This window comes from Enhygromyxa salina (genome assembly GCF_002994635.1).
GTDB lineage: Bacteria > Myxococcota_A > Polyangia > Nannocystales > Nannocystaceae > Plesiocystis > Plesiocystis salina_B.
On the sequence record NZ_PVNL01000135.1, the window covers coordinates 381326 to 403093 of the forward strand.

Here is a 21768-nt window from a genome sequence, read left to right on the forward strand (position 1 = left end):
CGCCGAGCCTGAGGACGCGGGGGCAATGATCGCGTCCGTGCCGTGCTCCCGCGCGTGAAGACGGTGTCAGCGCGCCACAGAATTGTGGCTACTGCGGGCTCAGTAGGCCTGAAGTTGAGCGAGCAGTAGTTCGCGAGCGAGATCCTTCGCGTTGGACTCCGGGCCCAGGTACTCGCGGGGCTCGGCGTCGATGGCGAGCAGGCGCTGGAGCTCGGCCTTGGCTCGCTTGGGCTGACCGGCGGCGAGCAGGGCCTCGAGATAAAGTCGGATTTGCAGCGGGTCCTCGAGAGACAGTTTTCGCAAGAACTCGGCGGAGGCCTGATAATCGCCGCAGAGAACACGAATTGCGGCGTAGACCGGGAGTGCATACGCCGGATGTTGAACGGCGTGCTCAGTGAGCGTCTCGATCTCGTCGCGGGCGCTCCAGGGATCGCCCGCGAGCGCCCTGGAGATGTTTATCATGTACACATATTGCACACGGACCGCATCATCTTGCCCGAGTTCGCCTTCAACGGCGGCTTGCAGGTCCGGAGTGATCTGAGCAAGACTCGTTGAATCATCGATGTGGTTTGAAAGAACGATCGATGCAGCACGAATACAAAAAGGTGCATCCCAACCAACGCCCTGACAAAATTGCGGGAGTGAGTCCCAGTCCCACTTTTTCGACCACTGCTCACGACTCGGCGGGCTCCAAATTTCGTTCCCGAATTGCACGACATCGACGTCGACCCAGGCCGTGTCGCCCGCAGTCCAATGTGTGCTCAGCTCGATATCCGCGAGTCGTGCCGCCGTCATCCATCCTAATCGGCGATCCTTGCTTGGTTCATGTCGCAGGCTCCATTCTACAAAATGACGCTGCTGAGATTCTCCATTTGTCAACGAGGGCCAGCCCCTCCGATCGCGCTCCAGCGACGCAAAAATGGCCAGCTCATGACGCGACCATGCATGGTTTGGCTGCTTGCGAATCGCAGCGACCAGTTTTCGCCGCCACGCGACGACATCCGCCGACTCATGCAAGCTTCGCAAGCGCAGACCTGGGTGCAGCAGCAGACCCACATCGCGCAAGACCTCTTCGCCAGCGCTGTCCTCCGGCTCGAACTCAGCCTCGATCCCCGCCTCTAGCATCCCGTCGTGCTGAGTCAACGCCGACGCGAGGTCATACTGCCGACTATCCACGGGGAACCATCCGGGCGCGCTCACCCGCGGGTTGTCCAGCACACAAAACCCGCAATGCCGGGCCTCGGCGACGGCCCAGCGCACTCGCCAGAGCTCGCGCAGCGAGTCGACGCCTACCCAGCATACCGACTTGGCAGGGTTCGCCCTCAGCGTCTCCACCAGTCCGGCGAACGCCGAGTCGGGCTCCAGCGTCTCAACTTCGATGTCCAGCTCGGCCAGCGCCAACTCGAGGCCCCCGCCGCGCCAGGCTACGCCCGGCCACCAACGTGCCCCGATACGCAGACCCTCAGCTGCGAACTGCGGCACCCCCGGTGGGCACTTGATGAAGTGGGAGACCCAATCATGCAGATCAGGGCTCTCGAATTTGAGCCGGTCGCTCACCGCCGCCTCCGTCCAGAGCACCAGACGCAGCGAGCGCTGCGCGATGATCGGTCGGTTGATGTTCAACCAGTCGAGATCGATCGGCAGCACGAGCAACAGCACAAGCGCGCCTGGCTCGCAGTCCATGAGGTCTGCGGCGTCAGCCGTGACCCTCGCGTCGCCGTCGATCTCTCGCAGTACTCCCAGCAACGCTCGCAGCCGCGCGGGCTGAGCGTCGCGGATCATCACGATGACCCCCTTGCGCCCGAGGTGAAGCCAGCGCCGCAGCGCCCTCAGCCACTCGCCTTCGGCAGCTTGATCTTCAGCAGGAGGGGATGTGGGAAGAACCATTCGCTCTCGTTGGGATAGGGGAGAATCAGGCACAGATCCAACATCTCGGCGACAACTCCGTCATCGGGGAGCACGTCGGGGTTGTCGAGCAGTCGCCGGAGAACGTCGAGGTGCTTCTGCGTCAGGCCCGCCTCAGTTTCCTCGCGGAGATTGTCGAGGGCTCGATCGACGATCGCCTCGTTGACCTGTTCCAAGCCGTCGTCCCAGGCCGGACCCGAGAGCTCGCGGATCAGCCGCACGAACTCGCGCATGCGCCCGCCCGAGTAGTACGCCAGCTTGCGCAACAGCGGCTCTGCGACCATTCCGCCGAGATCGTCGGTCCGCCGACGAAAGACCTCCACGCACAGATCGATCCCCCTGCCCCCAGGCTCCCAGCTCCGCGGATCGTCGCGATCGATGACCGGCGCGTTGGTCAGGATCTTGGTCGTGAATTGCCGTACTTGCTTACGCAACGAGCCCCAGTGCAGGGCCATGGGACCTGTCAACACCACGTCGCACTCGAGGCTGCCGAGCAGCGACGAGTCAACGAACATCGCCTCGGTCTGCGCTCGCTTCTTGACGCGGTCGAGTCCGTCGACAAACACGGTCAAACGAGTCGCGTGACGACTCTGTAGATCTCCAATAAGGGCATTGACAGCCTCGAGCAGCTGGCGGACGGCTTGGTCCTGATCGCTTCGCGGCGTGCGGCCGGGGATGCCTATCTTGAACTGAAACGACTTGGCCACCTCGCTGACTGCAACCAAGCCCGCACCGACGAGCGCCCCCGTACCACTGGTACCGACCGTGAGCGCACCACCGGCGAGCGCCGCGACCGACGACGCCAGCTTGGCGAGATCAAACTCGCCCTTGTTTCCCTTGTCCTCGGCAAAGTTCCGACCTGCCGCCTCGAGACCCTGCCGCAGCTGCTTGTCCCATTTGTGGCCGAATCGCTCCTCCGCCGCCGCGAAGACGCCCAGCCCGACGAGCAGTACGACCTCCCAGGGCTGAACCCGATCCAACGCGGCGATATCACCGAGCCGCTGCTCGAAGTGTTCGACCAAATCGAGGAACACCACGGGTCCGCTCTCGCTGCGTGCCTCGGCGATGCCCATGAGCTCAGTCGACTTGCCGCTGCCAAGCCCACCGAGGATCATGAAACGCTTGTGTCCGCCCATGGGCCGCGCGAGTTCGCGGACGATCTCCTTGGCAGGGCTGTACTTACGCTCCACCCGCCAAGGCTTGTCCGCGGGCTTCTCTGGGTCGAAGCGCTCGTAGACCGTCGCCCAGATCTTCTGCTCGCGGGTTTGCTCGGTCACGGCGACAGTGTACACACCCGGCCGCACGCGTGGCCCAACAGTTTACTGGCGGCTACTCTGGCGAGTCGACGCCCGACCGCGACCGTGTCGGCGGCGGCGTCGCCAGTCGCGCCTCGCAACGCTGCTGATCGTCGTCGAGTGTGCCCTCGATCGACGTGGTGATCTCGCGCGCCTTGTCGGGCCTGTCATCGTCCAATTTCTTGCTGCTGACGGCGCGACAAAGAAGCTCGCCGATGTCACCGACTTCGAACCTCCGTGTTCGCTCGCAGCTTCACGACGAGCAGACCGCATTCGTCGGCGGACAGCTGGAAAGTCAGGCGCAGGAGGACGAGGGACTCGAGCACTGGCGTGTCGGCAGACACCGGGGACGGAGAGTACAGCACTTCACCAATCGACCACGACAATGCCGGGTAGCCCGGCTACCATGAGCGCATGCGCGAGCAGCCCACTGATCCCGACGAGGATCGGGGTGGATCATCGATCCACAGCGGCCGGGTCCCGTGGTCCCGCGCGCTGCTGCTGTTGGCCGTCGCCGGCCCTGCGCTGTGGCTCGGCGGCGTCAAGCCGTGGGTGATACCCGCGTTCGTGCTGCTCGTGGCCGGGCTGCTGATCCGCCGCTGCCTGCGAAGCGAGACCCCGCTGCGGGTCCCGGCCGGTTGGTGGCTGGGCCTGCTGGCTGCGACCCTGTGCCTGATCCAGTGGATGCCGCTGCCGCCCGCGCTGCTGCGGCTCCTCGCGCCCGAGCTGACCCAAACCATCACCGAGATGCTCGCGGGCACGGGTCTCGACGGCTGGAACCGGCTGTCGATCCACCCAGGTCAGACCGGCCTGGAGTTCGCGCGGGTCCTGGGCCTGGCCGGGCTGTTCGTGGCCGCGGCGCAGCTGAGCTGGCGGATGGTCGCGTCCTACGTGAGCCTGACCGGGACCCTGGTGGCGATCATCGGGCTGACCCAAAAGCTGACTGGCGCCACGGCGATCTACGGGTTGTACGTGCCCCGCCAGCAGCTCGCCGGGCTCGGGCAGGCGCTGGGCTCCCCGCTGCTGACCAGCTTCATCAACCCCAATCACCAGTCGGGCTTGCTGCTGGTCGGGCTGTTCGCGGCCGCCTCGATGGCGGTGGATCTGCACGCCCGGGCCAAACAGACCCGCGGTCGTCAGCCGAGCGAGCGCCTGGCTGACCGCGCGTACTTGGCCGCGGGCGCTGTCGCGATCCAGACGACCGCGCTGGTGCTCTCGATGTCCCGCGGCGCGCTCGCTAGCTTGGCGCTGGTCGGTCCGCTGGTCCTGGTGTTGGCGCTGCGCCAGGCGAGGACCGGCGGGCTCGAGCCCGAGCACGGCCGCCGTCGGCGGGTCGGCCTGACGGTCGTCGTGGTCGGCATGCTGGCGCTCGCGCTGACCCAGGGCGCGTGGCAACAGCTAGCCAGCTTGCGCGACCCCACCACGTTCACGGAGAAATTTCGGATCGCGCGCGAGGGCCTGCAGCTGATCTCACTCTCGCCAGTGCTGGGGATCGGTCGTGGCGCGTTCGTGGATCTGTTCCCGCTGGTCGACAGCCGGCCGGGGCCGATCCAGTTCACCCACCTCGAGTCGACGCCGATCGCGTTCCTGGTCGAGTGGGGCCCGGTGCCGGGCGCCGTGATCGTGCTGGGGCTGGGCTGGTGGTGGGTTCGGAGCTTTCGCGCGAACCAGAGCCTGGGCCGGCGGCTGGCCCTGTGTGGGCTGCTCGCGCTGGGGATCCAGAGCTGCGCCGACTTCTCGCTGGACTACTTGGGGGTCGCGGGGCCAGCGGTGGCGCTGGCGGGCGCGCTGGGGGCCTCGGCGAGCGGGCGGGTGTTGCCGCGTCGCGCGGCCATGATCACGACGATCGTCGGCCTCGTGCTCGCGCAGTTCGTGGCGATCACATCGATCCCCGCGAGCTGGTCGCAGCGACGCCCGCGAGACCGCGCGGTGCTGGCGGGCGAGCTCCCGGTCGCGTCAGCCCTGCGCCAGACCCCGCTCGATGGCTGGCTGCACCTGGCGATGGCGCGCGAGCTCGCGGGCGCGGGTGAGTGGGAGCCGGCGCTGCAGCGGGCCGAGGTTGCGATCCGCCTGCGCCCCGCCTCGCTCGACGCCCACCTGCTCGCGGCCAAGATCGCGGCTGAGCTCGGCGCCCCGCTCGACTCGATCGCGCACGTGAAGCAAGGCCTCGAGGGTCTGCGCGAGCCGGTCCCCGAGGCGCTGGTCGACTGGCTGATCGTGGGCGTTCCAGCTCCCGAGCAGCTGCCCAACGTCGCGCCCGAAGATGGCGAGGCTTGGGTCGCGCTGGCCCGGGCGGTCGCGACCCAGTCTCCCGCCCACGCGCGCGCGCTCGCGACCGCACGCGCGCGCACCCACCCCGAGGACCCCGAGCCGCTCCGGCTTCAGGCTGCGCTCGCGCTCGAGGCCAACAACCCCGGGCTCGCGCTGCACCACGCCCGGTTGCTCGTGCAGCTGCAGCCACACGAGGAGTCCGCCCATCGACTCCGCGCCAACGCTCGGTTCGCCCACAACACCCGCTCGCAAGACGAGGCGGCGGTCGCCGAGCTCGAGCTCGCCCACGCGGGTGGGCGGGTCAACGATCTGGGGGTCATCGACGAGCTGCTGATCCTGGGTCTGCTGCGCCTGGCCGACGACACCTCGCTCAACCGCGCCGAGTCGCTGCTCGATGGACTGCTCGCCCGCCGGGCCAAGCCCGACGCCCGGCGACGACGCAAGGCCCTGGCCGAGCGGGTCCAGACCGCCCGGGCCAAAGGCACAACTGGGGCGATAGCGCCCTGATTAGTGTGAGCATAAGCGTCCCAATTTTGGCCTCAGCGCGGAGCCCGCAAACACCGTATTGGCCTGGCTCCTGGGCCGCTGCTTGCGTTAGCGTCTGCCTCTCGGCGGGTGCCCGTCGGTCGCGCTCATGCCGATCAATTATGACATGCTCCACAAGCTCTACACATTGCGACCGACCGCCCGTGAGCTGTTCGGTTCGATCATACAGGTCGGCGTCGACCAGGGGCGCACCACCGTCGATCAGCTGATCGAAGCGAGCTCCGCGACTCGGCGCCAGGCGATCACGCTGCTGCGCGAGCTCGAGGAAGCTGGCTGCGGCGAGTTCAAGGTCGGCCGCAAGGGACACCCCAGCAGGTTGGTGTGGGTCGGCGACCCCCGTGAGATCGCGAGGCGGGTGGTCAGCGGGGAGCTGCCAGACCAGCCGACCGCCGAACAACCGCAGCAGCCGGAGCCGGAGCCGCATGCACCCGACTCGCTCGAGGTCATCGGCGCGCCCGAGCCCGCGCCCGAGTTGGAGTTGCCCCTGGATCTACCCCTGGAGCTGCCCCAGCCCCCCACGACCGAGCACGCGACCCGCGAGCAGATCGAGCACACCTACGTGCTGCGTCCAGATTTCCGAGTCAGCGTGGCGCTCCCAGCCAACGTGACCCGACGTGAGGCCGAGGTCCTGGCCGACTGGATCCGCAACCTCAGCTTCGAGCGCTGAGCCGCGACCACAGCTTGGCCGGCAGCGACTTCGAGCCTCGCTCGATGACCTCGGCGTAGACCGCCCACGCGCGGCGAACATGGGTCTCGAACCCGAACTCGGAGACGAACCGGCGCCGCCCCGCCTGGCCCCAGCGCCGGCGCAGCTCGGAATCCCCAAGCAGCGGCGCGAGGGCAGCGGCGAGCTCCGGCACCGCGGCCGGGGCCACCAGCTTGCCCGTCTCGCCGTCGAGCACCGCCTCGGCGATCCCCCCGACGTCGCTGGCGACGACCGGCAAGCCCGCGCGCATGGCCTCGAGGATCGAGATCGGAAACCCCTCGCGCATGCTCGACAGCAGGAACACCTGGGCGGCGGCGAGCCGCTCGGGCACGTCGTCGCGGGTCCCGAGCAGCTCGATCCGCGACTCGAGCCCGGTCTCGCGCAGCGCAGCTTCGACCTGGGGACGATCGGGGCCGTCACCGATCAGCTCGCAAGTCCAGGCCAGCTCACGCAGCTGCGCGAGCGCGTGGATCAGCGTGATCGGATCCTTGGGGTAGTCGAAGCGCGCGACCATGACCAGGCGCGGCGGTGATCGACTCGGATCCGCGCGCAGCGTGTCGGGGTTGTCGGGCAACGAATTGTGGACCACCGAGAACCCGCTGGCCTGGGCGATCCCGTGCTCGACCCCGATCTGTTTGTCGTGCTCCGACACGGCCATGAGCCGATCCGCGAGCGGTCCGGTGCCGAGCTCGGCCAGCCGCGCGACCTGCTGCCGCGCGCTGAGCTTGCCCGAGGTGAACAGCCAGCCGTGGACCGTGAACAGCACGGGGATCCGCATGGCCGAGCCGATCACGCGGGCCAGCCAGCCAGCCTTGGTGCTGTGCGCGGTGATCAGATCCGGGTTGAACGCACGCATGGCCGTGCGCAGCTGAGCCAGCGCGCGCAGCTCGGCCGCGGGATCGATCTCGCGGACCAGATCCGCGATCGGCCAGACGCTCACGCCAGCTTCACGCAGGCGCGAGATGAACGGGCCATCGCCGCCCACGAACACCGCGACGGCATGCCCAGCCTGCCCCAGCGCCCGCGCGAGCTCGAGCACGTGCAGCTGGGCCCCCCCGATCGAGTCGCTGCGGGTGATCACGAACGCGACGCGACGACGTGGGCCAGCCGCCGGATCTCGCTCGGGCTTCACGGCCCGATGTTCGCACGCCGCAAGCCGATCGACTACGGCGCGACCAGGTACACGCCCGCGAGGCACATCTCGTTGTAGGTGCCCCAGCCGGGCAAGATCGGCTCGTCGACGTCGGTCGTGTCGTAGGTGCAGGTCACCTCGATCTGGTGGCCGGACTCGAGCACGATCGGCTGCTGCATGAAGTAGTAGAGCTGCCAGTTGAAGTCCCAGCGCTGCACGTCGCCGACGCACCCGAGCTCCTGGCCCTGCTCGTCGAGCACGCGGACCCGCATCTTGGTGCCGAACGCGTGCATGTGCGGGAAGAAGCCCCACAGCTCGAGACTCTCGGACCCGTTCCAGCCGACGTACCAGTCAGCCGGGAAGCTCCACGTGAACTCATGGGCCTCCTCGCCGGGCGGGATCATGTAGGGGTCGCCCTCGAACAGGCTGCCGAGCAGCGCGTCGGGCACGTCGAACAGCCCCTCGTGCGCGACCTCGTCCTCCAATCGGATCTTGACCGTGGTGCTGTCGCTCTGGCCGATCAACTCGGGGTCGACCATGTTGTAGTGGACCTGAACCACGAGCAGATCCCCTGCATTCACGCGAGTGCCAGACTCCGCCGGGAACTCGACGACGCCCTGCCCCGGCGCCCAGGTCACTGGCAGGCTGTCGATCTCGACCCCGTCGCCCGCGGCGCCAAAGCAGGACCAACCCAGACGATCCGGCGACTCGGCGTCGAGCGCCTCGATCACATCGAGGTTGGTCATGCCGCCGCCGACGTCGAGCGTGGGATCGACCGGAATCGCGAGCACGTGGTGGACCAGCGCCTCGTTGCCGGGGAGCACCTCGTAGGCCGTGATGAACTGGTCGTGGTCGAGCTCGGGATCGATCAAGAAGCAGCGGTACTCGTCGAATTCGGACAAGAACCCACCTTCGGGCTCGGGGGTGAACTCGGGGGTCACGAACGCGGTCGCGCCATCGAGCCCGGGCAGCGCTGGGACCTCGAGGTCATCGCGCGGCTCCCCCTCGGGCGCGCCCGCGTCGACCCACGCGACGATCGTGTCGATCTCCGTCTGCGAGAGCGCGCGCGAGTGCTGCCAGCTATTGCAAGTGCCGTCGTCGGTGACCAGCCACGGCGGCATCACCCGGTTCTCGACGGCGATCGCCGACGCCTGCGCCCACGCGGCGGCGGAGGCGTAGTTGTCGAGCTCGAACGGGCCGATCCCGCCCTCGCGGTGACAGCTGACGCAGCTGTCGTAGTAGATCGGGGCGACCTCCTGCCAGTAGGTGGCTGCGGCGGGATCGCCGTCACCGTCACCGGGATCACCGTCACCGTCACCGTCACCGTGGCCGTGCCCGGTCTCGGTGTCAGCCCCGTCGTCGAGCCCGGGGTCGTCCTTGCAGGCCGCCAGCGGTCCGCCACACAGGGTCAGCGCCAGCAACCCGCACATGGCAGGCGTCGGCGCGCGTCGGGATTCGGTGTTGGATTGCATGTGGGGGCTCGAACACCGCAGCTCGGTGACTGTGTCACCCGAGCCGGCGACTGCGTGGACTACACTGCGAACCGGTGCGACGCCGAGCCCCACGCGCGAGCCTGCTCACGGCCCTCACATTGCTGTGTGGGTCTGGCTGTGGCGGCGACGGCGGGGATGACACCGATGGCGAGGCTGCGGAAGCCAGCACCAGCGAGGCCGACGACGAAGCCGAAGCCGAGACCGGCGAGTCCGCGGTGGCGCCCGGCGACACCTGCGACGCGGCCGTGCTGGTCAAGGCCCCGACCACCGTCACCTCCAGCTTGCGCGATGCGACCGTCTCGAGCCTCGGCTCCGAATTCGGGTCGAGCTGCGGCGCGAGTGGTCCGGTCGTGTACCTGCGGTTGGAGATCGAGGCTCGGGTCGATCTCACGATCCACGCCCGCGGTCGCGCCTACACGCCGCGGGTCGCCGTGCAGCTGCCTGGCTGTGTGTCCGCGCAGGACGACCCCGACCGCCTGCTTGGCTGCGTCGACGGTCCGGTCCCGCAGACCTTCATGGATCTGGGGCCCGGCGCCGAGCTGCTGGTCACGGTTGGGATCTCGGCCGACGACCCGGCGCTCGAGCTGGCCGCGGCCGAACCTGGCGAGCCCGATCCACTCGACTTCGAGCTCGACTTCGATCTTCGCGCGGTGCTCGGTGAGGGCCAAGCCTGCGGGTCGGGCCAGGGCCGCTGCGAGGCGGGGACCGTGTGCCTCGCCAGCGATGATGGTGGCTTCGAGGTCGAGCGCTGCCACCGACCGCCCGCCGACAGCTGCGTCGAGCCGGGGCAGCTAGCGATCCCCGACCCGGGCCCCGACCCCGGCGCCGGGGTCACGATCATGATCGACCCCGACGAAGCTCACAGCGACGCCCACGAGCACTCCTGCACGGGCTGGCGTCGACCCGATCGCGTCGAGCAGCTCCTGCTCCCCGCGGTGCTGCCCGTCGACGCGACGCTGGTGGTTCGCGCCGATGATCCGCGGGTTGGCCTCGCGCTGCGCGACCCCAGCTGCCTGCCCGAGCTCGAGCTGGTTTGCTCACCCGCGCAGCCTGGCGCCGCGCAGACCCTGCTTCAGTGGGGCGGCGATGGCGAGCTCTCCGCGATGGCCGAGGCCGGCCAGGCACCGCTGCTGTTCATCGAGCTCCCGCGCCTGGACACCGCGACGGACCCGATCGACCCGATCGACCCGATCATGGTCAGCGTGGAGATCGCCTCAAACTAGTCCCATTGGCCGTTCGGGCGGCGGTTGACGACCCGTTCGACCCGCCCCTATCCTGCGCCACTCTCGACCGCCGAATCCGCGGTGATCGACCCCAGGAGCACGCAGTTTCACATGTCACGAAGCCTATTCACCAGCGAGTCCGTCACCGAAGGACACCCCGATAAGATCTGCGACAAGGTCAGCGACGCGATCCTCGACGCGATCATTGCGGACGATCCAACCTGTCGGGTCGCCTGCGAGACCATGGTGAAGACTGGCTTCGTCGTCGTCGGCGGCGAGATCACGACCTCGACCTACGTCAACATCCCCAAGATCGTCCGCGAGACCGTGACCGAGATCGGCTACGTCAGCTCGGACATGGGCTTCGACGGGCACTCGTGCGGCGTCCTGGTCGCGATCGAGGCCCAGAGCCCCGACATCAACCAGGGTGTGGATCGCAGCGAGGGTGATCAGGGCGCTGGCGACCAGGGCATGATGTTCGGCTACGCCTGCCGCGAGACCGAGGTCTTGATGCCGCTGCCGATCTACCTGGCGCACAAGCTGACCGAGCGGCTCAGCCAGGTCCGCAAGCAGGACGCCAGCTCGTTCTTGCGGCCCGACGGCAAGAGCCAGGTCTCGGTCGTGTACGACGGCGACAAGCCCGTCGCGATCGACACCGTGGTGATCTCGACCCAGCACTCCGAGTCGGTCTCGCACGAGCGCCTGACCGAGTTCGTGATCGAAGAGGTCGTCAAGCCGGTGCTGCCGGCCGAGCTGCTGATCAAGCCCACCTATCACATCAACCCCACGGGTCGGTTCGTGATCGGCGGGCCAATGGGCGACGCCGGCCTGACCGGGCGCAAGATCATCGTCGACACCTACGGCGGCATGGGCCGGCACGGCGGCGGCGCGTTCTCGGGCAAGGACCCGTCCAAGGTCGATCGCAGCGCGGCCTACTACGCGCGCTTCATCGCCAAGAACCTCGTCGCGGCCAAGCTGTGCGAGCGCTGCGAGGTCCAGCTCGCCTACGCGATCGGCGTGGCCGAGCCGGTCAGCATTCGCGTCGAGAGCTTCGGAACCGGCAAGGTGTCGGACGAGAAGCTCGCGCAGATCGTCCGGGCCAACTTCGACGCGCGACCGGCCAAGCTGATCGCCGAGCTGGATCTGCTCAAGCCGATCTTCAAGCAGACCGCCGCATACGGCCACTTCGGCCGCGAGGGCTTCTCGTGGGAAGGCACCGGTAAGGTCGAGGCGCTCGAGGGATCCATCTAGATCCCTCACGCGGCTGACGCGTCGATCGGCGCTCGCGGACTCGTCCGTGAGCGCCGATTTACTTGGGCTACTTGGGCTACTTGGGCTACATGGCTACACGGCGTGGCTGCGCAGCCAGGACATCAGCGAAGCGGGCCAGCAAGTCGTGGGTCTCGACCGACGGCCGCAGGATGTCCAGGACCGCGTCGAGCTCGCTCGCGTAGCGGTCGCGGTAGTGCAGCACGCGCTTGCGGTTGTCGGCCTCGGTCAGCTCGGGGTGAAACTGGGTCGCCCAGACCGGGGCGTCGCCAAACCGCGCGGCCTGGAACGGGCTGCGCTCGCTGCCCGCGAGATGCCGCGCGCAGGTGGGCAGGCGCGTGACATGATCCTTGTGGCCCTGCTGGGCCGCGAACCGGTTGGACAGGTGCCCGAACAGCTCGTCGCTGCTCGCAGCCGGGGTGAGCTGCACCTCGTAGGTGCCGACCTCGGCCCGCCCCGCGTCGTGCACGACCTCGCCGCCAAGCGCGAGCGAGAGCGCCTGAAACCCAAAGCAGGACCCAAACACCGGGAACCCGCGCGTCGCCGTCTCCCCGAGGAAGTCGAGCATCGCGCGGATCGGGGCCACATCGTCGAGCACCGAGTACTCGCCCGACCCACCGATCAGGACCGCGTCAAAGCGCTCGTAGATGCTGGCGTCGAGGTGATCGTTGAGCACGTCGAGGGCGTGGACCTGCTCGGTCTCGACCGCGAGCCGGTCCACGAAGCACTCGACCTCGTGGCCTCGCACCATGTCGGCGGGGTTGCGGATCTGGAGCAGGCAAAACCGTAGGTCGGTCCTCACCGGAGCGATGTACCACGACGCGGGGTCTGAGTAGGGTTGATCTTGGTGGGTTGGCGTGCGTGATCGAGGTCTCAATCGGCTAGGCTCTGCGGATGGAATTGGATGGGCCGAAGATCCAAGTGCTGGCCGGAGACGCCCACTGCTTCACGGTCGACGGCCTGTTTGACGCGGACGAGTGCGCCCGCTGGATCGCCCGCGCCGAGGCGCTCGGGTTTGGTGACGCTCCGATCAACACGGGGCGTGGCGAGCTTCGCGTGCCGGAGATCCGCAACAACGATCGCACCATGCTCGACGACCCTGGGGCCGCGGCCGCGCTGTTCGAGCGTCTCGAGCCGGTCTTGCCACCGGACACGGAGATGTACGGCAAGGCGTTCCCGCTGACTGGGCTCAACGAGCGGCTTCGCTTTTATCGCTATGCCCCCGGTCAGCGGTTCGCGCTTCACCGTGATGGCCACTACACCCGACCCGACGGCAGCGAGCGCTCGCGGCTGAGCTTGCTCGTCTATCTCAACGAGGACTTTGAGGGTGGTCAGACTTTGTTCTTTGGCGCCGGGACGAGCGAGCTGGATCGCGCCGTGCCCCGGACCGGGCGGGTGCTGGTGTTTCCGCATGGGATGTATCATGAGGGGGGGATTGTCGAGCGTGGGCTGAAGTATGTGCTGCGGACCGACGTGATGTACGCGATGCCTCGTCGGGGCTGAGCTGGGTGCAGGATGCTCGTCAGGCCCGCAGCACATGGACAGCACGTGCGACGTGAGCTGCGGACGCGCTGCTCGAATTCCGCCACGCTTGCGATGAAGTCCTGGCCCGCTCGACGACTTTGACTTCCGCCACCCCCATCGGCGTGTGCCCCACTAGGGGTGAATGTGCGCCAATTTATCTGGCGCGGATACCCATTTGTGGGGTTTCGACTGATACATTCAGCCCTGTAAGTTGGATTGCGTCGATGTTCGAAGAGAAGAAAGAGCCGAGTGCAACATGCGAATACACCGTTCATACCCGTGACAACCGGCTTCATCGCCATGATCCTCCTTTTGCTCGGAGCGTGCGATGGTGGGCAAGAGCCCGAGGCGTTCCGCCATCATCCACCGCCAATCACCGCGTCCGGGGCGCCGATCGCGGCCAAGGGCGCGTTCTCGTGTGATTTCGTGATTGACTTCGAAAACTCGCGGCCGGGTCTCGAGGTTGGCGTTGCACACGTCGAGTTGGGTTGACACCCCACCGCGAGGCCGGCAGTAGCTGGATTTCGCACATTTTGGTGGGACCGTGACCAACATAGTCGTGATAAACGACATGCAACCACATCGGAGAACGGTCATGACAAACCAAGCAATTTCGTTTAGCACAGCATCTCTAGTCATCTGCCTCGCGGGCCTCGCATTCGCCTGCGACACAGAGGACTTCGATGCGCCCGCCGAGGATCTCGATGCTCCCGCCGAGGACTTCGATGCGCCCGCCGAGGACCTCGATGCGCCCGCCGAGGGCTCCGATCCAGAGTCAGCTTCCTATGCCGGCCCCGAGCCCACGCCGGTCGCGGGCGGCGATTGCTGCACGACTGATAGCTCGCCCGGGTGCGTCGACGCCAGCGTCGAGGCGTGCGTGTGCGCGGCCGATTCGTACTGCTGCACGACGGCCTGGGACGCGCTGTGTGTGAGCGAGGTCGAATCGCTCGGCTGCGGTTCGTGCGATACGGCGTATTGCTGCGCCGCCGAGACCACCCCCGGCTGCGTATTGCCGTCGGTCGAGTCGTGCGTGTGCGCGGTGGATTCGTACTGCTGCACGACAGCCTGGGACGCCACGTGCACGAACGAGGTCGAGTCGCTCGGCTGCGGCAGCTGTGCCATGGGATGGGCCGTAGGCATCGGCGACAGCCAGTCCGAGACGGTCGAGCCGAGCGGCGCCGTGGCGACCGACGCGAGCGGCAATGTCTACGTACTGGGCACGTTCTACAGCGCCACCATCGATCTCGGCGGCGGGCCGCAGGCGCGCCAGGGCTACAGTGACGTGTTCTTGGTGAGCTTCGCGGCCGACGGCTCCTACCGCTGGTCGCGACGTATCGGCGGCGATAGCTGGGACTACGGGCGGGGCGTCGGGGTCGACGGGTCCGGAAACGTCTACGTGACGGGCGAGTCCGAAGGCACGCTCGATCTCGGCGGCGGCTCGCTGCCGGCGAGCGCAGGCACGCGCGACCTGTTTGTGGGGAGCTACACCTCGACCGGTACCCACCGCTGGTCGCAACGTCATGGCGCCGCTGCTACGTCGTTGCTCGCGGGAGACCTCGCCGTCGACGCGGCGGGCAACTTGGTCGTGGTCGGCCGGCTCGACGGCTCGGTCAGCCTGGGCGGATCCGTGCTGACCGACGCAGGCTCCACCGACATGTTCGTGCTGGCGCTCGACAACGCCGGTGTCCACCGCTGGTCTCGGGCGCTCGGGGGAACCGGTTCCGACGCGGGAACGGGCGTCGCCGTGGACTCGAGCGGCGGCGCCGTGATCACTGGTCACTTCTCGGGCTCGGTCGATTTTGGCACCGGCGTGATGATCAGCGCCGGCTCCTCGGATGGCGCGACGGTCCGACTCCAGCCCAACGGCTCCACCGACTGGGCGCGCAGGTACGGAAGCACGTCAATCGACATCGCCCAGGACGTCGCCCTCGACGCGCAGGGCAGGACGTACATGATCGGCACCTTCGCAGGCACCGTGAACCTCGGCGACGGCCCACGCACGGCGGCCGGCAGCAGCGAGGTGCTGCTCGCCGGCTACGGCCCGACGGGCATCCTGCTGTGGTCCCGGCGGGTCGGCGGCGGCGGCCTCGACTACGGCCGCGGGATCACCATTGACAACGACTACGAGGTGGTCGCAACCGGATCATTCTTTGGCACTGCGGCCGACTTTGGTGGTGCGGCGCTGACCGGCGCTGGCGGATACGACGTATTCCTCGCCAGCTATTCCGCGAATGACGGGGCCCACCGCTGGTCCACCCGGTTCGGAACCGCGGCGACCGAAGAGGGCTACGATCTCTCGGTTGCGCCCTCGGGGTCGGTTGCGATGGTGGGCACGTTTGCTTCGACGCTACCGGTCGCAGATACGACCCTCAGCTCGGCCGGCGGCTCGGACGTGTTCGTCGCTAGCCTGCTGCCGTGAGGCTCATGCGGCTCGCGATCCGCTGGCCGCAGCGTCGCCACTGGTCGCCGTCTCGGCCAGACATTCGAGGACCCTGGTCTCGGCCGGGGTCAGCTCGAGGCTGACCAACGACACGGGCGCCGCCGACGGGCGAACGGGCGGGTCGCCGGGCGCGTCACCGACGTGGTGGTTTCCGGGCCGCGACCGCCCGCTTCGAAGGGCGTTGTGAACCGGCCTTGGGTGGGGCCAGGTCACGGTCCAACATGCAGTCGATGAAGCCGCTCAATGCCGGTGATGGGTGGCGCCGGTTCGCGTAATAAAGAAAGAGGCCGGGCCGCGCGACCGACCAGTCGGAGAGGATCTGTACCAACCGGCCCTGGTTTAGATGCTCATCCACGCGCTCACGGTCGAACGCATAGGCGATGCCCAACCCTTGCAGGGCCGCGGCGACGCCGATGTCCGAGTTGTTGGTGACCAGCGGGCCATCCGCTGCCACCTCCACCCGCTTGCCCTTCTTCTCGAACTCCCAGCGATAGGCACGGCCGTCTGCCTGAAGCCGCCAGTTGATGCAGGCGTGGTCGTGCAGGTCCGCGGGTGACTGCGGCGTGCCGCGCCGCGCCAAGTAGTCGGGCGACGCCACGGCGATCATCTTCACGTCTGGAGTCAAGCGCACGGCGATCATGTCCTTCTCCAGCCGCCCCCCCACTCGGATGCCCGCATCAAAGCGGCCCGCGACGATGTCGCTCAACCCGTCGTCGATCACGATGTCCAGCACCACATCCGGGTGCGCATGATGAAACCGGCCCAGCCGCGGCGCGATGACCTGTCGGGCAGCCATGCCCAGCGTGTTGATGCGCAGTGTTCCGCTCATCCGGCCCGCTGACGCGCTGGCCTCGGACACCGCGTCGGCGATGTCCCGAAACAGCGGTGCGATGCGCCCGTAGAGCTGCTCCCCGGTCGCCGTGGGGGCCACGCTTCGGGTGGTGCGGTTCAACAGCCGCGCGCCAAGCCGGGCTTCGAGCTGGCGAATGGTCTGGCTCAGCGCTGAAGGAGAGAGCCCCAGATGCTCGGCTGCGCGGGCAAAGCTCGCCCGCTCGACCACCGCGGCAAAGGCCTTCAGTTCGGCGAATTCCGATCCGCGCATTCTGTACTGTTTGCTTCATAACCCATCAAGATTCTAGGCCATTTTCTAATTTATTTCCGGGCGCATCCTGACCACCTCAGCCACCAAGGAACCCATCACATGACCACTCTGACGCTCCCCGATCCGATCGCCGCTTACTTTGCGGCCGACAAACAAAACGCCGAAGCGCTTGCCCAGTGCTTCACCGCACGGGCCACCGTAACGGATGAGGGCCACAGCCACGTCGGCCGCGACGCCATCCGAGCGTGGAAGGCGGCGGCATCGGCCAAGTACACCTACACGAATGAGCCGTTGGCCCTCGAGCAGACCGATGGCTGCCACATCGTCACCAGTCGGGTGGCGGGCAATTTCCCCGGCAGCCCCGTCGATCTTCGCTACTACTTTCGCCTCGAGCGCGGGCTGATCGCATCGCTGGAGATCGTCGTATGAGCTTCGATCTTCAGCTGCAGGGCCTGCGGGCGCTGGTCACCGGCGGCACCAAAGGCGTGGGCTTCGCGGTCGTGCAACGTCTGCATGAGGCCGGTGCGCAGGTGATGGCCACAGCGCGCTCGGCACCTTCCACGCCGACCGAAGGCGTGTCCTTTGTCGCTGCGGATCTCGCTACCGCAGCGGGCGCAGCAGATGTCGCGCAAGCGGTGCTCGAGCGCTGGGGCGGCGTGGACATCCTGGTCAACGTGGTTGGCGGATCCAGCGCACCGGGCGGGGGCTTTGCGGCGCTAGACGACGCGCAGTGGTACCGCGAGCTGAACCAGAATCTGATGCCTGCCGTACGCCTCGACCGGGCGTTGCTGCCCGCCATGCTGGCGCGAGGCTCGGGCGTCATCATCCACGTCAGCTCCATTCAGCGCCTGCTGCCGCTGCCGGAGTCGACCACCGCCTACGCAGCGGCCAAGGCGGCCTTGTCCACTTACAGCAAGGCTCTGTCGAAAGAGGTCACGCCACGAGGTGTTCGCGTCCTGCGCGTTTCGCCCGGCTGGATCGAGACCGACGCCGCCATCGCGCTGGCCGAGCGCGTAGCCACTCAGGCGGGCACGGACTACGAGGGCGGCAAGCAGATCATCATGCGATCGCTGGGCGGCATCCCCCTCGGACGGCCCGCCAAGCCGCAAGAGGTCGCCGACCTGATCACGTTTTTGGTATCACCGCGGGCTGGCTCGATATCGGGCTCTGAGCACGTGATCGACGGAGGCACAATTCCGACGGTCTAGCAGGCCGAGCGCGCGATCGTCTTGCTGCGCGAGTCCGACGAATCCATCGACGCATGGGTCGCACGACGTGCGGCTCAACGCTCGCCGAGGGGTAGCCTCCCCTCGGCGAGCGCAATCTTGCTCACCCGAGCAGCATCACCTCCGAGCGAGACGCGCCTGCATCCAATACGGATACAGACTCGGCGGCGCCGTGAGCTCGGCGAGGCCCGCGAGCTCCTCCGCCGTCCACTCGATGTCGATCGCACCGAGGTTATCCTCGAGCTGCTCGACCCGCTTCGCCCCCACGATCACCGAGGAGATCCCACGCTGCCGCAGCACCCACGAGAGCGCCAGCCGTGGAATCGTCGAGTCCTTCGCCTTCGCCAGCGCGTCGAGCTTCTCGACGAGATCGTAGCCCTTCTCCTTGTCGATGGGCGGGAAGTCGAGAATCGTGCGGCGGGAGCCCTCGGGGTTCGCGTGGTCGCGGCGGTACTTGCCCGTGATGAAGCCACCCGCCAGCGGCGACCAGACCATGATGCCGAGGCCCTGGTCCTCGCACATTGGCACGAGGTCGAGCTCGAGCTCGCGACCGAGGAGCGAGTAGTAGGCCTGCAGCGAGACGAAGCGGGCGCTCGATCGTGCGAGGTCGTTGGCCTTGACCACCTGCCACGCCGTGAGGTTGGAGCACCCGACGTAGCGGACCTTGCCCTGCTGCACGAGATCCTCGAGGGCGTGCATGGTCTCCTCGAGCGGGGTGAAGTCGTCGGGACCGTGGATCTGGTAGAGGTCGATGTGGTCGGTGCCGAGACGTCGCAGGCTCGCTTCACAGCCGGCGATGATGTGCTTGCGGGACAGGCCGACGTTGTTCATGTCGCCGGTGCCCGTTTCCGCGTCGTCGCTCATGGCCCCGCGGACCTTGGTGGCGATCACCACGGCGTCACGGCTCACGCCGAGTTCCTTCAGGGCCCCGCCGAGCAGCGTCTCCGACTGCCCACGACTGTAGATGTCGGCGGTGTCGAAGAAGTTGATGCCCCCATCGAGGGCGCGCTTCACCAGCGCGGTGGCCCCGTCCTGCTCGACCTGGCCGATGCCGTAGAAACCCTGACCAAAGGTCATGCACCCGAGGCACAGCTCGGAGACGCGTAGACCGGTGTTACCCAAGAATCGATACTTCATGCCGTCCTCCTGTTTGTGATAGCGGCTGCTCGAACCCTAGGTCGCAGCCCGCGGGACTGCCACCGAAGATCCTGGCGAGGGTTTGCCTAATCCTGTCAGTGGGCACGGGCACGGTGGCTTTTTTGGTCGGAACCTGGTCAGATTCTGGCAATGGCGACGGACTTCGTCGAGTTTCTGAACGCCCACACCCCGGTCGAGGGATTAACCGAGACGCACTGGCCCGGCTTGACGCTGTTCCGCAGGAGCGAGCCGAGCGCGCGAAGCTCGATGATCTACAGCTCCAGCATCTGCTTCGTCGCCCAGGGTGCCAAGTGGGCCCACGTGGGCGGCGTGACCTACCGCTACGACCCGATGAACTACCTGGTGGTCTCGCTGCCACTCCCCGTGGAAGTGGAGATCCCCGAGGCCACGCCCGAGAAACCACTCCTGGGGCTCGTACTTCAGGTCGACGTGGCGGAGGTCGGGCAGCTGCTGCTCGAGATGGAGGAGGCCGACGCCCAGATCGGACGCCACGCGCAGCCGGGCATCTACGTCTCGCCGATCCACCCGGAGCTGGCGGACGCGATCACCCGCCTGACCAAGGCGTCGATCGACCGGACACGCGCGCGTGTCCTCGGTCCCGGGGCGATGCGCGAGGTTCTGTTCCACATGCTGCGGGGCGACCAGGGCGAGCAGCTGCGCCAGCTCGCCCTGAACGCTGGCGCCGGTCGTGGCGTCGCTCGAGCGGTGCGCCACCTGCAAGATCACTTCGACCAGCCGACCGACGTGGAGAGCCTCGCCCGCATGGTCGGCATGAGCACCTCGACCCTCCATCGCAGCTTCAAGGACGTGACCGCCCTGACGCCGATCCAATACCTCAAGACGATTCGCCTGCACCGGGCCCGCGTGCTGATGCTGAGCGCTGGACTCAGCGCTGGTGAGGCCGCCTTCCGTGTCGGCTATCAGAGCCAGTCGCAATTCGGTCGAGAGTTCAAGCGCCTGTTCGGCGCGACGCCGACCCAGGTCGTGCGGGAGATGCAGGCCAGCCCCCCCGAGGCGCGGGCGGGCTCTTGATGAAGTCCAGACTGCGCCACCTCGCTTGGCCCTTGGTGCGCCCAGCGACGACCGCGCTCATCGCGGTGCGGTGGCCTTTGGTGGCCGCACCATGCGATCCATCAGGTGCTCCAGCGTGGCGGGCAGGTCATTGCAGCGACCCATGTGCACGGCTGAGGTCTGGATGATCGAGCTGCGCTTGGCCGTCAGCCAGTGGAAGCGCGCACGGGGCTCCAGCAATCCGATCGGCGCGGCGGATTCGCCACCGCGGCAGATCGCCGGGATCGTCTCCAGGTGGCGACTCAGCGACTCGATGTCCAGCGTGGGGTCGAGCGCGCGCAGGCGCGTCTCGTCGAGCTCGATGCGCGCCTCCAAAAAGCCCGCGCGCTCGCACGACAGGATGATGCCGACGTTGACGAATTCCTCCCGCTCCACGCGCGGCACCACGCGGATCACCGCGTAGTCGTAGGTGTCATGCCCGTGCACGGACCGCCTCCTGCACGAACGCTCCGCGCTGGGTCACGCGCCGCGTCAGATGGGCCACATAGGCCGCGCGCTGGTTCGCCGGATCCCCAAACGCGTCCGGCCCCTGCAGCCAGGCATCGGGCACGTCCGCCACGATGCCGGCGATCACGTCGTCGGACAGGCGCGACGCCAGTTCTGCATCGACGTCGGCCAGGCGCGTGGCCCAGCGCAGCAGCACGTGGTCGCGAATCAGCGGGAACGGCTTTGCGGCACCGGCGGTGTCGCCATCCCACCCATGGTGGAAGTACAGCGATGCACCGTGGTCGATCAGGTACAGGCGGCGGTGCCACATCAGCAGATTGGTGTTGCGCGCGGTGCGGTCGACGTTGCTGATGAAGGCGTCGAACCAGACGATGCGCGAAGCGAGGTCGGCATCCGGCTGTTCCGCCACCGGGTCGAAGTTCACCGAGCCAGGCAGGTAGTCCATCGCCAGGTTGAGCCCGGCGCTGGCCTTGATCAGGTCCTGGATCTCCGGGTCGCCTTCGGTGCGGGCGAGCTCGGCATCCAGTTCGATCAGCGCCAGGTCCGGCATCGGCAGCTGCAGCGCCTTCGCCAGGCCGCCGGCGATCAGTTCGGCCACCAGCGCCTTCGGTCCCTGGCCGGCGCCGCGAAACTTGAGGACATACAGGCCATCGTCGTCGGCCTCGACCACGGCGGGCATCGAGCCGCCCTCGCGCAGCGGCGTGACGTAGCGGGTGGCAGTGCGGAGCGGGAGCGTCATCTGGCCTTCGGGATACCGCGCCTGCGTGGCCGCCTCGGGTCGAGCGCGCCACGCCCATGCGCCGCAACGCCGGATAGACTACCACGCTCGAGGCCACGCCGAACACGAGCACCCCTGGAACCCGAGCGGCCGCGCACCATCACTCGTCGCGCGTACGGCTTCCACTTGTCAGGAATGACACAGAGTCGACGCAAAGTATGGATTTCCTTTCGTCATACATT

The 21768-nt window shown here is 67.5% G+C and carries 18 protein-coding genes; 9 read left to right on the plus strand and 9 right to left on the minus strand.

The features are described from left to right. Positions 1–99 precede the first annotated feature (99 nt). Both ENSA7_RS35825 and ENSA7_RS35830 read right to left on the minus strand, forming a co-directional pair. Positions 100–1887, minus strand: a complete 1788-nt coding sequence (locus tag ENSA7_RS35825) for a tetratricopeptide repeat protein (protein ID WP_146158530.1) — start codon at positions 1885–1887, stop codon at positions 100–102. Beyond that, positions 1830–3182, minus strand: coding sequence for a hypothetical protein (locus ENSA7_RS35830; RefSeq protein ID WP_146158531.1), 1353 nt, complete (start codon positions 3180–3182; stop codon positions 1830–1832). Before ENSA7_RS35830 ends, ENSA7_RS35825 begins: the two co-directional genes overlap by 58 nt. A gap of 432 nt (positions 3183–3614) precedes the next feature. Between ENSA7_RS35830 and ENSA7_RS35835 the strand changes: the two genes are divergently transcribed. Continuing rightward, positions 3615–5978, plus strand: a complete 2364-nt coding sequence (locus ENSA7_RS35835) for an O-antigen ligase family protein (protein WP_106093908.1) — start codon at positions 3615–3617, stop codon at positions 5976–5978. A gap of 127 nt (positions 5979–6105) precedes the next feature. Beyond that, positions 6106–6684 carry a hypothetical protein gene (locus ENSA7_RS35840; protein WP_106093909.1) on the plus strand — a complete coding sequence of 193 codons (579 nt, stop codon included), beginning with the start codon at positions 6106–6108 and terminating at the stop codon, positions 6682–6684. On the opposite strand, the gene ENSA7_RS35845 is transcribed toward ENSA7_RS35840, so the two are convergent. Together ENSA7_RS35845 and ENSA7_RS35850 are read right to left on the minus strand one after the other, a co-directional pair. Continuing rightward, complete coding sequence (locus tag ENSA7_RS35845; RefSeq protein ID WP_181234438.1) at positions 6668–7855, minus strand: glycosyltransferase family 4 protein; 1188 nt, start codon at positions 7853–7855, stop codon at positions 6668–6670. The two genes, ENSA7_RS35840 and ENSA7_RS35845, sit on opposite strands and share 17 nt — an antisense overlap. A gap of 32 nt (positions 7856–7887) precedes the next feature. After that, complete coding sequence (locus tag ENSA7_RS35850; protein WP_106093911.1) at positions 7888–9327, minus strand: monooxygenase; 1440 nt, start codon at positions 9325–9327, stop codon at positions 7888–7890. 74 nt (positions 9328–9401) lie between these two features. Between ENSA7_RS35850 and ENSA7_RS35855 the strand changes: the two genes are divergently transcribed. Beyond that, the gene (locus tag ENSA7_RS35855; protein WP_146158532.1) at positions 9402–10571 is read left to right on the plus strand and encodes a hypothetical protein; all 1170 of its coding nucleotides are present in this window, start codon (positions 9402–9404) and stop codon (positions 10569–10571) included. A 111-nt stretch (positions 10572–10682) separates the two neighbouring features. Then, positions 10683–11822, plus strand: coding sequence for a methionine adenosyltransferase (gene metK / locus ENSA7_RS35860; RefSeq protein WP_106093913.1), 1140 nt, complete (start codon positions 10683–10685; stop codon positions 11820–11822). Between the two features lie 85 nt (positions 11823–11907). Here the strand turns inward: metK and ENSA7_RS35865 are convergent, their stop codons facing one another. Beyond that, a complete protein-coding gene (locus ENSA7_RS35865) occupies positions 11908–12642 on the minus strand; it encodes a type 1 glutamine amidotransferase (RefSeq protein WP_106093914.1) in 735 nt (244 codons plus the stop codon). A 92-nt stretch (positions 12643–12734) separates the two neighbouring features. Here ENSA7_RS35865 and ENSA7_RS35870 point away from each other — a divergent pair, with 92 nt between their 5' ends. Beyond that, positions 12735–13343: a prolyl hydroxylase family protein gene (locus tag ENSA7_RS35870; RefSeq protein ID WP_106093915.1), complete on the plus strand. Its 609-nt coding sequence runs from the start codon at positions 12735–12737 to the stop codon at positions 13341–13343. 616 nt (positions 13344–13959) lie between these two features. Further along, a complete protein-coding gene (locus ENSA7_RS35885; protein WP_146158533.1) occupies positions 13960–15783 on the plus strand; it encodes an SBBP repeat-containing protein in 1824 nt (607 codons plus the stop codon). 154 nt (positions 15784–15937) lie between these two features. Here the strand turns inward: ENSA7_RS35885 and ENSA7_RS35890 are convergent, their stop codons facing one another. Continuing rightward, the gene (locus ENSA7_RS35890; RefSeq protein WP_106093919.1) at positions 15938–16906 is read right to left on the minus strand and encodes a LysR family transcriptional regulator; all 969 of its coding nucleotides are present in this window, start codon (positions 16904–16906) and stop codon (positions 15938–15940) included. A gap of 99 nt (positions 16907–17005) precedes the next feature. Between ENSA7_RS35890 and ENSA7_RS35895 the strand changes: the two genes are divergently transcribed. Then, positions 17006–17335 carry a nuclear transport factor 2 family protein gene (locus tag ENSA7_RS35895; RefSeq protein ID WP_106093920.1) on the plus strand — a complete coding sequence of 110 codons (330 nt, stop codon included), beginning with the start codon at positions 17006–17008 and terminating at the stop codon, positions 17333–17335. Continuing rightward, the gene (locus ENSA7_RS35900; protein WP_106093921.1) at positions 17332–18114 is read left to right on the plus strand and encodes an SDR family oxidoreductase; all 783 of its coding nucleotides are present in this window, start codon (positions 17332–17334) and stop codon (positions 18112–18114) included. Before ENSA7_RS35895 ends, ENSA7_RS35900 begins: the two co-directional genes overlap by 4 nt. Positions 18115–18249: 135 nt before the next feature. Here the strand turns inward: ENSA7_RS35900 and ENSA7_RS35905 are convergent, their stop codons facing one another. Further along, positions 18250–19269: an aldo/keto reductase gene (locus ENSA7_RS35905; RefSeq protein WP_106093922.1), complete on the minus strand. Its 1020-nt coding sequence runs from the start codon at positions 19267–19269 to the stop codon at positions 18250–18252. A 150-nt stretch (positions 19270–19419) separates the two neighbouring features. Here ENSA7_RS35905 and ENSA7_RS35910 point away from each other — a divergent pair, with 150 nt between their 5' ends. Beyond that, a complete protein-coding gene (locus ENSA7_RS35910; protein WP_106093923.1) occupies positions 19420–20322 on the plus strand; it encodes an AraC family transcriptional regulator in 903 nt (300 codons plus the stop codon). Between the two features lie 57 nt (positions 20323–20379). Here the strand turns inward: ENSA7_RS35910 and ENSA7_RS35915 are convergent, their stop codons facing one another. Together ENSA7_RS35915 and ENSA7_RS35920 are read right to left on the minus strand one after the other, a co-directional pair. Further along, positions 20380–20787, minus strand: a complete 408-nt coding sequence (locus ENSA7_RS35915) for a DUF3037 domain-containing protein (protein WP_106093924.1) — start codon at positions 20785–20787, stop codon at positions 20380–20382. After that, complete coding sequence (locus tag ENSA7_RS35920) at positions 20774–21547, minus strand: HipA family kinase (RefSeq protein ID WP_106093925.1); 774 nt, start codon at positions 21545–21547, stop codon at positions 20774–20776. The genes ENSA7_RS35915 and ENSA7_RS35920 overlap by 14 nt, the downstream gene beginning before the upstream one ends. Between the last annotated feature and the right edge of the window lie 221 nt (positions 21548–21768).

Excerpts from the sequence above, each read along its gene's own strand:
- ENSA7_RS35870 (WP_106093915.1), top strand. The coding sequence starts at position 12,735 with ATGGAATTGGATGGGCCGAAGATCCAAGTGCTGGCCGGAGACGCCCAC.
- ENSA7_RS35895 (WP_106093920.1), top strand. The coding sequence starts at position 17,006 with ATGACCACTCTGACGCTCCCCGATCCGATCGCCGCTTACTTTGCGGCC.
- ENSA7_RS35840 (WP_106093909.1), top strand. The coding sequence starts at position 6,106 with ATGCCGATCAATTATGACATGCTCCACAAGCTCTACACATTGCGACCG.
- ENSA7_RS35835 (WP_106093908.1), top strand. The coding sequence starts at position 3,615 with ATGCGCGAGCAGCCCACTGATCCCGACGAGGATCGGGGTGGATCATCG.
- ENSA7_RS35850 (WP_106093911.1), bottom strand. The coding sequence starts at position 9,327 with ATGCAATCCAACACCGAATCCCGACGCGCGCCGACGCCTGCCATGTGC.
- ENSA7_RS35900 (WP_106093921.1), top strand. The coding sequence starts at position 17,332 with ATGAGCTTCGATCTTCAGCTGCAGGGCCTGCGGGCGCTGGTCACCGGC.
- ENSA7_RS35905 (WP_106093922.1), bottom strand. The coding sequence starts at position 19,269 with ATGAAGTATCGATTCTTGGGTAACACCGGTCTACGCGTCTCCGAGCTG.
- ENSA7_RS35910 (WP_106093923.1), top strand. The coding sequence starts at position 19,420 with ATGGCGACGGACTTCGTCGAGTTTCTGAACGCCCACACCCCGGTCGAG.
- ENSA7_RS35825 (WP_146158530.1), bottom strand. The coding sequence starts at position 1,887 with ATGGTTCTTCCCACATCCCCTCCTGCTGAAGATCAAGCTGCCGAAGGC.
- ENSA7_RS35920 (WP_106093925.1), bottom strand. The coding sequence starts at position 21,547 with ATGACGCTCCCGCTCCGCACTGCCACCCGCTACGTCACGCCGCTGCGC.
- ENSA7_RS35885 (WP_146158533.1), top strand. The coding sequence starts at position 13,960 with ATGACAAACCAAGCAATTTCGTTTAGCACAGCATCTCTAGTCATCTGC.
- ENSA7_RS35890 (WP_106093919.1), bottom strand. The coding sequence starts at position 16,906 with ATGCGCGGATCGGAATTCGCCGAACTGAAGGCCTTTGCCGCGGTGGTC.
- metK (WP_106093913.1), top strand. The coding sequence starts at position 10,683 with ATGTCACGAAGCCTATTCACCAGCGAGTCCGTCACCGAAGGACACCCC.